This is a genomic window from Enterobacter sp. Taxon_8, assembly GCF_058354585.1.
Genome location: NZ_CM177989.1, coordinates 1565361 through 1580347 on the forward strand (window position 1 = coordinate 1565361; position 14987 = coordinate 1580347).

General features: G+C 54.4%; 14 protein-coding genes. 13 read left to right on the forward strand and 1 reads right to left on the reverse strand.

Annotation, left to right across the window (positions count from 1 at the left end; translation table 11 throughout):
* Window positions 1-3 precede the first annotated feature (3 nt).
* Window positions 4-1587, reverse strand: coding sequence for a TerC family protein (locus AC4IBF_RS07390; protein WP_115875802.1), 1584 nt, complete (start codon window positions 1585-1587; stop codon window positions 4-6).
* A 692-nt stretch (window positions 1588-2279) separates the two neighbouring features.
* On the opposite strand from AC4IBF_RS07390, the gene AC4IBF_RS07395 reads away from it, so the two are divergent.
* The 13 genes from AC4IBF_RS07395 (at window position 2280) to wcaI (ending at window position 14985) form a co-directional block, all read left to right on the forward strand.
* A complete protein-coding gene (locus AC4IBF_RS07395; protein ID WP_014170829.1) occupies window positions 2280-3419 on the forward strand; it encodes a polysaccharide export protein in 1140 nt (379 codons plus the stop codon).
* 6 nt (window positions 3420-3425) lie between these two features.
* Window positions 3426-3869 carry a low molecular weight protein-tyrosine-phosphatase Wzb gene (wzb, locus tag AC4IBF_RS07400; protein WP_023312405.1) on the forward strand — a complete coding sequence of 148 codons (444 nt, stop codon included), beginning with the start codon at window positions 3426-3428 and terminating at the stop codon, window positions 3867-3869.
* 2 nt (window positions 3870-3871) lie between these two features.
* Window positions 3872-6034, forward strand: coding sequence for a tyrosine-protein kinase Wzc (gene wzc / locus AC4IBF_RS07405; RefSeq protein ID WP_111965784.1), 2163 nt, complete (start codon window positions 3872-3874; stop codon window positions 6032-6034).
* 65 nt (window positions 6035-6099) lie between these two features.
* The gene (wcaA, locus tag AC4IBF_RS07410) at window positions 6100-6942 is read left to right on the forward strand and encodes a colanic acid biosynthesis glycosyltransferase WcaA (RefSeq protein ID WP_023312403.1); all 843 of its coding nucleotides are present in this window, start codon (window positions 6100-6102) and stop codon (window positions 6940-6942) included.
* The gene (gene wcaB / locus AC4IBF_RS07415; protein WP_115875801.1) at window positions 6942-7433 is read left to right on the forward strand and encodes a colanic acid biosynthesis acetyltransferase WcaB; all 492 of its coding nucleotides are present in this window, start codon (window positions 6942-6944) and stop codon (window positions 7431-7433) included. The genes wcaA and wcaB overlap by 1 nt, the downstream gene beginning before the upstream one ends.
* A complete protein-coding gene (gene wcaC, locus AC4IBF_RS07420) occupies window positions 7430-8647 on the forward strand; it encodes a colanic acid biosynthesis glycosyltransferase WcaC (protein ID WP_491463228.1) in 1218 nt (405 codons plus the stop codon). Before wcaB ends, wcaC begins: the two co-directional genes overlap by 4 nt.
* Window positions 8622-9842 (forward strand): colanic acid polymerase WcaD, encoded by a 1221-nt coding sequence (gene wcaD / locus AC4IBF_RS07425; RefSeq protein ID WP_008499419.1) that lies wholly within the window; start codon window positions 8622-8624, stop codon window positions 9840-9842. The genes wcaC and wcaD overlap by 26 nt, the downstream gene beginning before the upstream one ends.
* Before the next feature lie 16 nt (window positions 9843-9858).
* A complete protein-coding gene (gene wcaE / locus AC4IBF_RS07430) occupies window positions 9859-10605 on the forward strand; it encodes a colanic acid biosynthesis glycosyltransferase WcaE (RefSeq protein ID WP_136195400.1) in 747 nt (248 codons plus the stop codon).
* 15 nt (window positions 10606-10620) lie between these two features.
* The gene (gene wcaF / locus AC4IBF_RS07435; RefSeq protein ID WP_045908623.1) at window positions 10621-11169 is read left to right on the forward strand and encodes a colanic acid biosynthesis acetyltransferase WcaF; all 549 of its coding nucleotides are present in this window, start codon (window positions 10621-10623) and stop codon (window positions 11167-11169) included.
* 24 nt (window positions 11170-11193) lie between these two features.
* Window positions 11194-12315, forward strand: coding sequence for a GDP-mannose 4,6-dehydratase (gene gmd, locus AC4IBF_RS07440; RefSeq protein ID WP_003863514.1), 1122 nt, complete (start codon window positions 11194-11196; stop codon window positions 12313-12315).
* A gap of 2 nt (window positions 12316-12317) precedes the next feature.
* Window positions 12318-13283, forward strand: a complete 966-nt coding sequence (gene fcl / locus AC4IBF_RS07445) for a GDP-L-fucose synthase (protein WP_045403007.1) — start codon at window positions 12318-12320, stop codon at window positions 13281-13283.
* Between the two features lie 2 nt (window positions 13284-13285).
* Window positions 13286-13765: a GDP-mannose mannosyl hydrolase gene (locus tag AC4IBF_RS07450; protein ID WP_115875796.1), complete on the forward strand. Its 480-nt coding sequence runs from the start codon at window positions 13286-13288 to the stop codon at window positions 13763-13765.
* On the forward strand, window positions 13762-14985 hold the full coding sequence (wcaI, locus tag AC4IBF_RS07455; RefSeq protein WP_111965779.1) for a colanic acid biosynthesis fucosyltransferase WcaI: 1224 nt from the start codon (window positions 13762-13764) through the stop codon (window positions 14983-14985). Before AC4IBF_RS07450 ends, wcaI begins: the two co-directional genes overlap by 4 nt.
* Window positions 14986-14987 lie beyond the last annotated feature (2 nt).

The following is a 14987-nucleotide window of genomic DNA, read 5'->3' on the forward strand; positions in this document are numbered from 1 at the left end:
TTTTTATACCTCAAAATCCAGTTCTTCTTCATCCCGCAGCGGAATGAGCTGAACCTTCTGCACTCGATGGTTTTCAATCTGCAGCGTTTTGAGCAGATAGTCTCCCACCTGAACCTCTTCTCCCGGCTGCGGGATACGCTGTAAGTACTCCATCAGCAGGCCGGCAATGGTGTGATATTCCCGTTTTTCATCCAGCGGCAGCGGCACGTATTGCACCAGGTCTTCCAGCGGCATGTGGCCGTTAGCCGTCCAGGAGCCGTCTGCGTTTTTCTGAATGTCGTGGCGCGCGTCAATCTCATCCACCTCGTTAGGCAGATTACCGGCGATCGTTTCCATCACGTCGCTGAGCGTGACCAGCCCTTCCACTGAACCAAACTCATCTACTACAAAGGCAAAGTGCGTGCGCGCGTTACGGAATTGCTCCAGGGCGGAAAGCAGCGGTAGCCCTTCCGGGAATACCAGCGGCTGGCGAACCAGGACGCGGAGATTGAGCGGCTCGCCGTGAAGCTGCTGCTGGAGCAGGTCAATAACGTGCACCACGCCCAGCAGCTCATCTTCCTCTTCACCGCCGGTCACCACCACGCGGGTGTGCTGGTTTTTATCCAGCAGGGCGCGAACGTGCGCTTCCGGGGCCGTCAGGTCGATATGTTCAATGTCATGTCGCGATGTCATGATGCTGCTAACCGTCCGCTGATTGAGATTGAGCACCCGCTCAATCATCAGCCGTTCCTGCGGGTTAAAGATCTGCCCGTCGCTGTGATCGGCCAGCATGGCGGAGGATTCGGCGTCCAGCTCGGCATCCTCTTTCTTACCGCTTAACAGGCGCATAACCGTGTCGGCCGTGCGCTGACGCAGGGTCTGATTCGCGGAAAGGAAGCGGCGGCGGTTAAATATCGCCAGCTGGTTAAGCGCTTCAATCATGACGGAGAATCCGATGGCGGCATACAGGTAGCCTTTCGGAATATGGAAGCCAAAGCCGTCGGCCACCAGGCTAAAGCCAATCATCAGCAGGAAGCTCAGACAGAGGATCACGATGGTCGGGTGACTGTTCACGAAGCGGGTCAGCGCCTTGCTGGCCATTACCATCAGCGTGATGGCAATAATGACTGCGGCCATCATCACCGCAAGGTGGTCCACCATCCCGACGGCGGTGATCACCGAGTCAAGGGAGAAGACCGCATCCAGCACCACGATTTGAGCCACCACCGGCCAGAATTTCGCCCCGCGGCGCTGGGTCGGGTTCTCGCTGTCTTTGCCCTCCAGCCGCTCGTTGAGCTCCACGGTGGCTTTAAACAGCAGGAACAACCCGCCGAAGAGCATGATCAGATCGCGGGCGCTAAAGCTCAGACCGTGAATGGAGAACAGAGGCTGAGTGAGCGTCACCAGCCAGGAGATAGAGGCCAGCAGCAGTAGCCGCATCACCATTGCCAGCAGCAGACCCGTTACGCGCGCGCGGTCGCGCTGGGAAGGAGGCAGTTTTTCAGCGAGGATGGCGATAAAGACCAGATTATCAATCCCGAGCACCAGCTCGATGACGACCAGCGTAACCAGCCCGGCCCAGATTGAGGGATCGGCAATCCATTCCATAGTAATAGCAATACCTTCTGTAATATGACAAATGTCACACTTCGATCATGGATAAAGCTGGGGGAAATTGCAATGCCGGGCTGAGATTTCTCTTAATACGACGGGTAAAAAAGAGAGCATTCTCAATAATCTGTAAATAAGCGAAATACGTATATTTAATTACAGGGAAAGCATTTTAGGATATATCGCAGGTGATGATTTTTACTTTCATTTTGTCAATATAAAGAAAATCCTAAAAGGTCAAAAATTTGCTCTTAATATTAATCTTAAAAACCGATATTAGGACAGTTGTCTCCTTGCCTGCTATTAGGTTAGCTGCAACAATTCTCCCAGCATCAAATGTTAAATCTCGGTGTTGCTATTAATGTTCGGTCTTCAGGGATGTTTATTCATTATTCGTCGGGTTTCTCAAGCGACTGATATATTTCCAGAAGACCTTGCTCAAGAGGGTTTCTATCCATAACACATTGTTTAGTCAGTGGATTGGTAACTGAAAGCCAAGGGCGGTAGCGTGCCTGAAAGCGTGTGAATCAGCCTCGATTATTCTGTCAAGAGCCAATGGATGAATAAGCTTTTTTTAGGACTGATGCCAGTTATATTTCTATTTGATTAACTGCATGCTGAAACCCAATACGACTCGAGCTTATTTAAATTGCACAGGATAATTACTCTGCCAAAGTGATAAATAATCAATGATGAAATCCAAAATGAAATTGATGCCATTATTGGTGTCTGTGACCTTGATGAGTGGTTGCACGGTCTTTCCCGGCAGCAATATGTCAACAATGGGTAAGGATGTGATCAAGCAACAGGATGCCGATTTTGATCTCGACAAAATGGTGAATGTTTATCCACTTACGCCTCGTCTGGTCGAACAATTACGTCCACGTCCGAATGTTGCCCAGCCGAATATGTCGCTGGACCAGGAAATTGCGTCCTACCAGTATCGAGTGGGGCCGGGTGACGTGATCAACGTGACCGTCTGGGACCACCCCGAACTGACCACGCCTGCGGGCCAGTACCGCAGCTCAAGCGACACCGGTAACTGGGTGCAGTCAGATGGCACCATGTTCTATCCCTACATTGGAAAAGTCCATGTTGCGGGGAAAACGCTTGCCGAGATCCGTAGTGATATTACCGGCCGCTTAGCGCAGTACATCGCCGATCCGCAGGTGGACGTTAATATCGCCGCATTCCGCTCGCAAAAAGCCTATATCTCCGGCCAGGTGAACAAATCCGGCCAGCAGGCCATCACCAACGTTCCTCTGACCGTACTGGATGCCATCAACGCCGCGGGCGGGTTAACCGACGGCGCCGACTGGCGCAACGTCGTGCTCACCCACAACGGGAAGGAGCAGCGCATTTCGCTGCAGGCGCTGATGCAAAACGGCGATCTGACCCAGAACCGCCTGCTTTATCCGGGCGACATTCTCTACGTGCCGCGCAATGACGATCTGAAAGTCTTCGTGATGGGTGAAGTGAAGAAACAGAGCACCCTCAAGATGGACTTCAGCGGTATGACGCTGACCGAAGCGCTGGGCAATGCTGAGGGTATCGATCTGACGACCTCTAACGCGACCGGTATCTTCGTGATCCGTCCGCTGAAAGGTGAGGGCAGCGCGAAAGGCAAGATTGCCAACATCTACCAGCTGGATATGTCCGATGCGACCTCTCTGGTGATGGCGACGGAGTTCCGTCTCCAGCCATACGATGTGGTGTACGTCACCACCGCGCCGGTTGCCCGCTGGAACCGTCTGATCAACCAGTTGCTGCCAACCATCAGTGGCGTTCGCTACATGACGGATACGGCGCGCGACATTCATACCTGGTAATCCGCGATGTTTAACAAAATTCTGGTGGTATGCGTGGGGAACATTTGCCGTTCCCCTACGGCTGAGCGGTTGTTGAAACACTACCAGCCCGAACTGACCGTTGATTCGGCAGGGCTGGGTGCACTGGTCGGTAAAGGTGCCGATGAGCGCGCAACGAGCGTAGCGCGGGATCATCACCTCTCTCTTGACGGTCACGTGGCCCGCCAGGTCACTGGCCGCATGTGCCGGGAGTATGACCTGATCCTGACGATGGAAAAACGCCATATTCATGCGCTGTGCGATATCGCTCCGGAGATGCGCGGCAAGGTGATGCTGTTTGGTCACTGGGACAATGAACGTGAAATCCCCGATCCGTATCGCAAAAGCCATGAGGCCTTTGAGGCGGTTTACACCTTACTTGACCAGTCTGCCCAACAGTGGGCGCAGGCACTGAAAGTTCAGCAGGGATAACAATGACAGAAAAAACAAGACCTTCTGCCGCCCCGACTTCGGGCAGTGATGAAATTGATATTGGGCGCCTGGTCGGCACTGTTGTAGAGGCAAAGTGGTGGGTGCTTGGCATTACCGCCGTATTCGCCGCGGCGGCCGTCGTTTATACGCTGTTCGCCACCCCTATCTACAGCGCCGACGCGCTGGTGCAGATCGAGCAGAATACCGGTAACTCGCTGGTGCAGGATATCGGCTCCGCGCTGGCGAACAAGCCGCCGGCATCCGACGCTGAAATTCAGCTCATCCAGTCACGTCTGGTGCTGGGTAAAACGGTTCACGATCTCGGGCTCGATATCTCCGTTACCAAAAATACCTTCCCAGTCTTTGGTGCCGGCTGGGACCGTCTGATGGGGCGAAGCAATGACACGGTGAAAGTCACTGACTTCGTGCTGCCGAAAGGGGCTGCCGATCAGACGTTTACCCTGACGGTGCTTGGCCCGAAACAGTATCAGCTAACCAGCGACGCAGGTTTTAGCGCCCGCGGTGAAGTGGGGCAGATGCTGACCAAAGACGGCGTCAGCATGATGGTCAGCGCGATTAACGCCCAGGAGGGCGGTGAATTCACCGTCACCAAATTCTCCACGCTGGGGATGATCAACAATCTGCAAAACAACCTGACCGTCACCGAAAACGGTAAGGACACCGGCGTGCTGAGCATGACCTTTACCGGTGAAGATAAGGATCAAATCCGCGACATCCTGAACAGCATTACCCGCAACTACCTTGAGCAGAACGTCGAGCGTAAGTCGGCGGAAGCGGCGAAAAGCCTGGCGTTCCTGTCAAAACAGCTTCCGGAAGTGCGCGCCCATCTGGATGAAGCCGAGAACAAGCTGAACGCTTATCGTCAGGATAAAGACTCCGTTGACCTGCCGCTGGAGGCAAAATCAGTCCTTGATTCGATGGTCAACATTGATGCGCAGCTCAACGAGCTGACCTTCAAAGAGGCGGAAATTTCCAAGCTTTATACCAAACGCCACCCGGCCTACCGCACGCTGCTGGAGAAACGCCGTACGCTGGAAGAGGAGAAGGCGAAGCTCAATGACCGCGTGACCGCGATGCCGAAAACGCAGCAGGAGATCGTGCGTCTGACCCGCGACGTGGAGTCCGGACAGCAGGTTTACATGCAGCTGCTGAACAAGCAGCAGGAGCTGAAAATCACCGAAGCCAGTACCGTCGGTGACGTGCGTATCGTCGATCCGGCGATTACCCAGCCAGGGGTGCTGAAGCCGAAGAAAGCGCTGATTATTCTCGGCAGCATTATTCTCGGCCTGATGCTCTCCATCGTCGGTGTACTGCTGCGTTCGCTGTTTAACCGCGGAATCGAAAGCCCGCAGGTGCTGGAAGAGAGCGGTATCAACGTCTATGCCAGCATTCCGCTGTCTGAGTGGCAAAAATCCCGTGACAGCGTGAAAACCATCAAGGGCGTTAAGCGTTACAAACAGAGCCAGCTTCTGGCGGTGGGTAACCCAACAGACCTTGCTATCGAAGCGATCCGCAGCCTGCGCACCAGCCTGCACTTCGCGATGATGCAGGCCAAAAACAACGTCCTGATGTTAACCGGCGTTAGCCCGTCAATCGGTAAAACCTTCGTCTGCGCCAACCTGGCGGCCGTTGTCAGCCAGACCAACAAGCGCGTGCTGCTGATCGACTGCGATATGCGTAAGGGCTACACCCACGAACTGCTGGGCACCAACAACGTTAACGGTCTGTCGGAAATCCTGCTCGGTAAAGGTGACATCAGCCAGAGCGCGAAACCTACAACGGTGCCGAAATTCGATCTGATCCCACGCGGTCAGGTGCCACCTAACCCGTCCGAACTGCTGATGAGCGAACGCTTCACCGAACTGGTGGAGTGGGCGAGCAAAAACTACGACCTGGTGCTGATCGATACGCCGCCGATTCTGGCCGTGACCGACGCAGCCGTCGTTGGCCGCCATGCGGGCACCACGCTGATGGTAGCGCGTTACGCGGTGAACACCCTGAAAGAGGTAGAAACCAGCCTGAGCCGCTTCGAGCAGAACGGGATTGAGGTGAAAGGGGTGATCCTGAACTCCATCTTCCGCCGCGCGACCGGGTACCAGGATTACGGGTATTACGAGTACGAATATAAGTCTGACAGCAAATAACAATCCCCCTCACCCTAACCCTCTCCCGAGGGGAGAGGGGCGGGGTGAGGGATCAGGGGAAGATCATGACCACACAACGCCCTTTAGTTTCAATCTATATGCCGACATGGAATCGTCAGCAGCTGGCGATCCGCGCAATCAAGTCGGTGTTACGTCAGGATTACGATAACTGGGAGCTGATCATCGTTGATGACTGCTCTTCCTCGTATGAACAGCTGCAAAAGTTTGTGACTGACCTCAACGACCCGCGGGTGGTCTATACCCACAACGCCATCAACTCCGGCGCCTGTGCGGTGCGTAATCAGGCGATTATGCAGGCCAAAGGGCAGTATCTCACCGGAATCGACGACGATGACGAATGGACGCCTAACCGCCTGTCTATTTTCCTGTCGCATAAAGAACAGCTGGTTACGCACGCTTTCCTGTACGCCAACGACTATGTCTGCCAGGGCGAGGTCTACTCGCAGCCCGCCAGCCTGCCGCTGTACCCGAAATCACCGTACTCACGCCGCCTGTTCTACAAGCGCAACATTATTGGTAACCAGGTATTCACCTGGGCGTGGCGCTTCAAAGAGTGCCTGTTCGATACCGAACTCAAGGCCGCGCAGGATTACGATATCTTCCTGCGAATGGTGGTGGAATACGGCGAGCCGTGGAAAGTGGAAGAGGCTACGCAAATCCTGCACATCAACCACGGGGAGATGCAAATCACCTCCTCGCCGAAGAAGTTCTCCGGCTACTTCCATTTTTACCGCAAGCATAAGGACAAGTTTGACCGTGCCAGCCGTAAATATCAGCTCTTTACCCTCTATCAGATCCGCAATAAGCGCATGAACTGGCGCACGCTGCTGACGCTGCTGTCCGTGCGTAACGGTAAGCGTCTGGCTGATGGACTTCGGGGGAAATAATGTTTCTGGAAGATTGCCGCGCTAACAGCTGGAGCCTGCGTCCGTGCTGCATGGTTCTGGCGTACCGCATCGCGCACTTTTGCTCGGTGTGGCGTAAGAAAAATGTCCTGAACAACATCTGGGCGGCACCCGTGCTGGTGCTGTACCGCATCATTACCGAATGCTTTTTTGGCTATGAAATTCAGGCCGCTGCCACCATTGGCCGCCGCTTTACCATCCATCACGGCTATGCGGTGGTGATCAACAAGTTCGTGGTCGCCGGGGATGATTTCACCATCCGCCATGGGGTGACCATTGGCAACCGCGGGCCGGACAGCCTGGCCTGCCCGGTTATCGGCAATAACGTCGAGCTGGGCGCGAACGTGGTGATCATCGGTGACATTACGATTGGTAATAACGTCACGATTGGTGCTGGCAGCGTGGTGCTGGACAGCATTCCGGATAACGCGCTGGTGGTGGGAGAAAAAGCCCGCGTGAAGGTGATTAAATGAACATTCTGCAATTTAACGTACGCCTCGCAGAAGGCGGCGCGGCAGGCGTGGCGCTGGATCTGCACCAGCGCGCGCTGCAAAAAGGACTCCAGTCTCGTTTTATTTACGGCTATGGCAAAGGCGGCAAGAAAAGCGTTAGCCACGATAATTTCCCGCAGGTACATAAGCACACGCCGCGCCTGACCTCGATTGCTAACATTGCGCTGTTCCGTCTGTTTAACCGCGATCTGTTTGGCAACCTGAACACGCTGTACCGCACGGTAACCCGTACCACCGGCCCGGTTGTGCTGCATTTTCACGTGCTGCACAGCTACTGGCTGAATCTGGAAGAGGTGGTGGCGTTCTGTCAGAAGGTGCAGGCCCACAAGCCCGACACCCGCTTCGTCTGGACGCTGCACGATCACTGGAGCGTAACCGGGCGCTGCGCGTTTACCGACGGCTGCGAAGGCTGGAAAAACAACTGCCAGAAATGCCCGACGCTGAGCAACTATCCGCCGGTGAAGGTGGATCGCGCGCATCAGCTGGTCGCCGGAAAGCGCCAGCTTTTCCGCGACATGCTGTCGCTCGGCTGTACGTTTATCTCCCCGAGCCAGCACGTGGCCGATGCCTTCAACAGCCTGTACGGGGCAGGGCGCTGTCAGATTATCAACAACGGCATCGACGTGGCGACGGAAGCCATTCTCGCCGAGCTGACGCCGGTGGCAGAAACCGCGGGCAAACCGAAAATCGCTATCGTTGCGCATGACCTGCGCTACGACGGGAAAACCAACCAGCAGCTGGTGCGCGACATGATGGCGCTGGGTGACAAAATTGAGCTTCATACCTTCGGCAAATTTTCCCCGTTCGAAGGGGCTAACGTGGTGAACCACGGGTTTGAAACCGATAAGCGCAAGCTGATGAGCGCGCTTAATGAAATGGATGCGCTGGTATTCAGTTCACGCGTGGATAACTATCCGCTGATCCTTTGTGAAGCGCTCTCCATCGGCGTGCCGGTGATTGCCACCCACAGCGATGCGGCACGTGAAGTGCTGGAAAAATCCGGCGGCAAAACTTTTGCGGAGCAGGAGGTTCTGCCTCTGGTTCAGCTGCAGAAGGCGCAGATCGCTCAGGCCGTTTTTGGCACTGACCTGGAATCGTTCCGCAACCGCAGCCGCAAGGCCTACAGTGGACAACAGATGCTGGAGGAGTATGTCTCGTTCTATCAGAATCTGTAGTTATCTGCTGCTGCCGCTGATCTACCTGCTGGTCAACGTCAAAATTGCCCAGCTCGGCGAAAGCTTCCCGATAACCATCGTCACCTTCTTGCCCGTTCTGCTTTTGCTGTATGTCGATAAAATCAACCTTAAGAAGCTGATGATTGCCTTAGGGTTGGGCACGGGCCTGACGCTGTTTAACTACATCTTTGGCCAGTCGCTGGATGCCAGTAAATACGTCACCTCGACCATGCTGTTTGTTTATATCGTTATTATTATCGGAATGGTCTGGAGTATTCGCTTCAAAACGATTTCTCCGCACAATTATCGGAAAATCCTCAGGTTCTTTTATATTGCCGTTGCGTTAATTGTTATGCTTGCTGCCATGGAGATGGCGCAAATTATTCTTACCGGCGGCAGTAGCCTGATGGAGATAATTTCGAAATATCTCATTTACAGCAACAGCTATGTATTGAACTTCATCAAGTTCGGCGGGAAGCGTACCACGGCCCTCTATTTTGAACCGGCGTTTTTCGCTCTGGCGTTAATCTCAATTTGGCTCAGCATCAAACAGTTTGGTATCAAAACGCCTAAGACCGATGCTATGATTCTTGCAGGAATTGTTCTGTCTGGATCGTTCTCAGGGGTAATGACATTTATCCTGTTTTACCTGCTGGAGTGGGCGTTCCAGTACCTGAACAAAGATGCGATTAAGAAAAAACTGCCGCTGGCGATTATCTCCCTGACGGTATTTATGGTAGGCGTGATATTTGCCTTCCCGTACATCTCAGAACGTCTGGGTGATTTGGGAACGGAAGGGTCTTCGTCCTATTATCGCATCATTGGGCCACTGGTGATGGTGGGTTATTCCTTAACCCATATTGATGGGGTGGTAAGATTCGGCTCACTTTACGAATATGTTGCATCATTCGGAATCTTTAACGGTGCGGATGTCGGTAAAACCATAGACAATGGTCTGTATCTGTTAATTATTTATTTTTCATGGTTCGCCGTACTGTTGACGCTGTGGTATCTGTTTAAAGTTTTCAAAATGATGATTAACGCGTTTGGTGATAACCAGAACTTTCGCGTACAACTTTATCTGTTTACGCCGGTGTCGCTGTTTTTTACCGGGTCAATATTTAGCCCGGAATATGCTTTCTTGATTGTCTGTCCGTTTATTCTGCGCAAAGCGCTTAATATTACGCACGTATGACGAAATGAGGTGATTTATGTTTCTTAGCGTCATTACTGTCGCTTTTCGTAATTACGAAGGGGTGGTAAAAACCTGGCGCTCGCTGCGCAACCTGGCGCGCGATCCAAGCCTCACCTTTGAGTGGATTGTGGTCGACGGCGGCTCGAACGATGGCACGGCGGAGTTTCTGGAAAAACTCAACGGTGAGTTCAACTTACGCTACATCAGCGAGAAAGATAAAGGCATCTACGATGCGATGAACAAAGGCATCAATATGGCGCAAGGCCGTTATGCCATCTTCCTGAATTCGGGTGATATTTTCCATGACGACGTGGCGCTGTTTGCCCGTCAGCTGGCGCGCCAGAAAGAGGACGCCATGTATATTGGCGATGCGCTGCTTGATTTTGGCGACGGACATAAAGTGTGCCGCAGCGCGAAGCCGGGCTGGTATATCTACCATAGTTTGCCCGCCAGCCATCAGGCCATTTTCTTTCCGGTAAAAGGTCTGAAAAAACAGCCTTATGATTTGCAGTATAAAGTGTCATCCGATTATGCGCTGGCAGCCAGTCTGTATAAGTCAGGTTACCCGTTCCGCCGAATGAAAGGGCTGGTATCTGAATTTTCGATGGGTGGCGTGTCAACCTCGAATAATCTGGAGTTGTGCCAGGATGCCAAAAACGTACAACGTAAAATATTACGCGTGCCGGGGTTCTGGGCGGAGTTGTCTTATTTTTTACGCGTGCGCACCACGAGTAAAACGAAAGCCTTATATAACAAAGCCTGAATATAAGGAAACGTAATGCAGGATCTGAACGGTTTCTCCGTACCGAAAGGTTTTCGGGGGGCGGGCGGTATTAAAGTGCAGCTATGGTGGGCCGTTCAGGCCACCTTATTTGCCTGGTCACCGCAAATACTGTACCGCTGGCGAGCATTTTTATTGCGCCTGTTTGGCGCAAAAATAGGAAAAAACGTAGTCATTCGGCCTTCGGTGAAAATTACCTATCCGTGGAAATTAACGCTCGGGGATTATGCCTGGGTAGGGGATGACGCGGTGTTATATACCCTTGGCGAGATTACGATTGGCGCAAATTCGGTGGTTTCACAGAAATGTTATTTGTGTACCGGAAGCCATGACTTTATGAGTCAGCATTTTGATATTACCGCCTCGCCTATTGTGATTGGCGAAAAATGCTGGCTGGCAACGGATGTTTTTGTTGCACCGGGTGTATCTGTTGGCGATGGCACGGTAGTCGGTGCCCGCAGCAGCGTTTTTAAATCGCTACCGGCAAATAAAGTTTGCCGTGGCAACCCCGCAGTGGTGATACGCGAACGCGTTGAAACTGATTAAATTCATAAGTAGAGGAATATAAACATGTCTAAAGTCGCTCTCATCACCGGCGTTACCGGGCAGGATGGTTCTTACCTGGCAGAATTACTGCTGGAAAAAGGTTATGAAGTACACGGTATTAAGCGTCGTGCGTCTTCTTTCAACACCGAACGTGTGGATCACATCTATCAGGATCCGCACGCGGCGAACCCGAAATTCCACCTGCACTACGGCGACCTGACCGATACCTCCAACCTGACCCGTATCCTGCAGGAAGTGCAGCCGGATGAAGTCTACAACCTGGGCGCGATGAGCCACGTTGCGGTCTCCTTCGAATCCCCGGAGTACACCGCTGACGTTGACGCCATGGGCACGCTGCGTCTGCTGGAAGCGATTCGCTTCCTGGGCCTCGAGAAGAAAACCCGTTTCTATCAGGCATCCACCTCTGAGCTGTACGGTCTGGTGCAGGAAATCCCACAGAAAGAGACCACGCCATTCTACCCGCGCTCTCCGTACGCGGTGGCAAAACTGTACGCCTACTGGATCACCGTGAACTACCGTGAATCCTACGGCATGTACGCCTGTAACGGCATTCTGTTCAACCACGAATCTCCACGTCGTGGCGAAACCTTCGTGACCCGCAAAATCACCCGCGCTATCGCCAACATCGCGCAGGGTCTGGAGTCTTGCCTGCACCTCGGCAACATGGATTCCCTGCGTGACTGGGGCCATGCCAAAGACTACGTGAAAATGCAGTGGATGATGCTGCAGCAGGAACAGCCAGAAGACTTCGTGATCGCGACCGGCGTGCAGTACTCCGTTCGTCAGTTCGTTGAAATGGCCGCGGCACAGCTGGGCATCAAGCTACGCTTCGAAGGCACCGGCGTGGAAGAGAAGGGCATCGTGGTTTCCGTGACCGGCCATGACGCACCGGGCGTGAAGCCTGGCGACGTGATTGTGCAGGTTGACCCGCGCTACTTCCGTCCTGCTGAAGTAGAAACCCTGCTGGGCGACCCAACCAAAGCGCACGAGAAGCTGGGCTGGAAACCAGAAACCACTCTGCAGGAGATGGTTTCCGAGATGGTAGCCAAAGATCTTGAAGCAGCGAAAAAACACTCCCTGCTCAAGTCTCATGGCTACGAGGTTGCCATCGCGCTGGAGTCCTGAGAATGACAAAACAACGTATTTTTGTCGCCGGTCATCGCGGAATGGTGGGTTCCGCGATTGAACGCCTGCTCGAACAGCGCGGTGACGTCGAAGTGGTTGTACGCACGCGCGACGAGCTAAACCTGCTCGACAGCCGTGCGGTACAGGACTTCTTTGCGAACGAACGCATTGACCAGGTGTATCTGGCGGCGGCTAAGGTGGGTGGCATTGTTGCCAACAACACCTACCCGGCGGATTTCATCTACGAAAACATGATGATTGAGAGCAACATTATTCACGCGGCGCATCTGCACAACGTGAACAAGCTGCTGTTCCTCGGCTCATCCTGTATTTACCCGAAAATGGCGAAACAGCCGATCGCCGAAAGCGAGCTGCTGCAGGGCACGCTGGAAGCCACCAACGAGCCGTACGCGATTGCCAAGATTGCCGGGATCAAGCTGTGCGAGTCCTACAACCGTCAGTACAACCGCGACTATCGTTCGGTGATGCCGACCAACCTGTACGGACCGCACGACAACTTCCACCCGAGCAACTCGCACGTGATCCCGGCGCTGCTGCGTCGCTTCCACGAGGCGACTGCCGAGAACGCCCCGGACGTGGTGGTGTGGGGCAGCGGTACGCCGATGCGTGAATTCCTGCACGTGGACGACATGGCTGCGGCCAGCATTCACGTGATGGAGCTGGATCGCGAGGTGTGGCAGGAGAACACCGAGCCGATGCTGTCGCACATCAACGTCGGTACCGGCGTGGACTGCACCATTCGCGAGCTGGCTCAAACCATCGCGCAGGTGGTGGGCTATAAAGGCCGCGTGGTGTTTGACGCCACGAAACCGGACGGCACGCCGCGCAAGCTGCTAGACGTGACCCGTCTGCATCAGCTGGGCTGGTATCACGAGGTGTCACTGGAGCAGGGTCTGGCCAGTACCTACCAGTGGTTCCTGGAAAACCAGCACCGCTTCCGGGGGTAACGATGTTTTTAAGTCAGGAAGATTTTGCCACGGTAGTGCGTTCCACTCCGCTCATCTCAATTGATCTGATCGTGGAGAACGAACGCGGCGAGTTCTTGCTGGGGAAACGAACCAACCGTCCTGCGCAGGGCTTCTGGTTCGTGCCCGGCGGGCGCGTGCAAAAGGATGAGACGCTTGCCGATGCGTTTGAGCGTCTCACTCTGGCGGAACTGGGTCTGCAGCTGCCGATGGCAGCGGGCCAGTTTTACGGGGTCTGGCAGCACTTCTATGACGATAACTTTTCAGGCACCGGGTTCACCACGCACTACATCGTGCTGGGGTTCCGCCTGAAGGTGAGTGAGGCAGACCTGCGTCTGCCTGATTCTCAGCACGACGACTACCGCTGGCAGACGCCAGAGGCGCTGCTGGCGAGCGACAATGTGCATGACAACAGTCGTGCCTATTTCCTCGCTGAACGTCAGTCCGGGGTGCCGGGCTTATGAAGATCCTCGTATACGGAATCAACTACTCGCCGGAATTAACCGGCATCGGGAAATACACCGGCGAGATGGTCGAGTGGATGGCGAGCCAGGGACATGACGTGCGGGTCATTACCGCGCCGCCGTACTACCCGGAATGGAAAGTGGGGGAGCGCTACTCAAGCTGGCGCTACCGTCGCGAAGAGGGTGCAGCGACCGTCTGGCGCTGCCCGCTGTATGTGCCTAAGCAGCCCTCGACGCTGAAGCGGTTGATTCATCTCGGCAGCTTTGCTCTGAGCAGCTTCTTCCCGCTGATGGCGCAGCGTCGCTGGAAGCCGGATCGCATTATCGGCGTGGTGCCGACGCTGTTTTGCACGCCGGGCATGCGCCTGCTGGGCAAACTCTCCGGCGCGCGCACCCTGCTGCACATTCAGGATTATGAAGTGGACGCCATGCTGGGCCTGGGGATGGCAGGCAAAAGCAAAGGTGGAAAGGTGGCGAAGCTCGCCAGCGCCTTTGAACGCAGTGGCTTACACAACGTGGATTACGTCTCAACTATCTCGCGCTCGATGATGAACAAGGCGCAGGAGAAAGGCGTCCCGGCGGAGAAGGTGATCTTCTTCCCGAACTGGTCCGAAGTGGCGCGTTTTCGCGACGTGACTGAGCAAGACGCTCAGGCGCTGCGTGCGCAGCTCGGTTTGCCTGAAGATCAAAAAATCATTCTTTACTCAGGCAACATCGGCGAAAAGCAGGGGCTGGAGAGCGTGATCGAGGCGGCTCAACAGCTGAACGAACATCCATGGACGTTTGTGATAGTCGGGCAGGGCGGTGGGAAAGCGCGTCTGGAAAAAATGGTCAGCGAACGCGGCCTGACCAACGTGAAATTCTTCCCGCTTCAGTCTTACGAGGCATTGCCTGCGCTGCTGAAGATGGGCGACTGCCATCTGGTAGTGCAAAAACGCGGCGCGGCTGACGCGGTGCTGCCGTCCAAGCTGACCAACATTCTGGCAGTGGGCGGCAACGCGGTGATTACGGCCGAAGCCGAAACTGAATTAGGCCAGCTGTGCGACAGCTATCCGGGGATTGCCGTGTGCGTGGAGCCGGAATCGGTTCCGGCGCTGGTGACCGGAATTGAGCAAGCACTTGCCATGCCAAAAGTGAACACGGTGGCACGTGAATATGCCGAACGCACGCTCGAGAAAGAGAACGTGCTGAGCCAATTTATTGCAGATATACGGGGATAAAT

Excerpts from the sequence above, each read along its gene's own strand:
- AC4IBF_RS07390 (WP_115875802.1), bottom strand. The coding sequence starts at position 1,587 with ATGGAATGGATTGCCGATCCCTCAATCTGGGCCGGGCTGGTTACGCTG.
- AC4IBF_RS07395 (WP_014170829.1), top strand. The coding sequence starts at position 2,280 with ATGATGAAATCCAAAATGAAATTGATGCCATTATTGGTGTCTGTGACC.
- wzb (WP_023312405.1), top strand. The coding sequence starts at position 3,426 with ATGTTTAACAAAATTCTGGTGGTATGCGTGGGGAACATTTGCCGTTCC.
- wzc (WP_111965784.1), top strand. The coding sequence starts at position 3,872 with ATGACAGAAAAAACAAGACCTTCTGCCGCCCCGACTTCGGGCAGTGAT.
- wcaA (WP_023312403.1), top strand. The coding sequence starts at position 6,100 with ATGACCACACAACGCCCTTTAGTTTCAATCTATATGCCGACATGGAAT.
- wcaB (WP_115875801.1), top strand. The coding sequence starts at position 6,942 with ATGTTTCTGGAAGATTGCCGCGCTAACAGCTGGAGCCTGCGTCCGTGC.
- wcaC (WP_491463228.1), top strand. The coding sequence starts at position 7,430 with ATGAACATTCTGCAATTTAACGTACGCCTCGCAGAAGGCGGCGCGGCA.
- wcaD (WP_008499419.1), top strand. The coding sequence starts at position 8,622 with ATGTCTCGTTCTATCAGAATCTGTAGTTATCTGCTGCTGCCGCTGATC.
- wcaE (WP_136195400.1), top strand. The coding sequence starts at position 9,859 with ATGTTTCTTAGCGTCATTACTGTCGCTTTTCGTAATTACGAAGGGGTG.
- wcaF (WP_045908623.1), top strand. The coding sequence starts at position 10,621 with ATGCAGGATCTGAACGGTTTCTCCGTACCGAAAGGTTTTCGGGGGGCG.
- gmd (WP_003863514.1), top strand. The coding sequence starts at position 11,194 with ATGTCTAAAGTCGCTCTCATCACCGGCGTTACCGGGCAGGATGGTTCT.
- fcl (WP_045403007.1), top strand. The coding sequence starts at position 12,318 with ATGACAAAACAACGTATTTTTGTCGCCGGTCATCGCGGAATGGTGGGT.
- AC4IBF_RS07450 (WP_115875796.1), top strand. The coding sequence starts at position 13,286 with ATGTTTTTAAGTCAGGAAGATTTTGCCACGGTAGTGCGTTCCACTCCG.
- wcaI (WP_111965779.1), top strand. The coding sequence starts at position 13,762 with ATGAAGATCCTCGTATACGGAATCAACTACTCGCCGGAATTAACCGGC.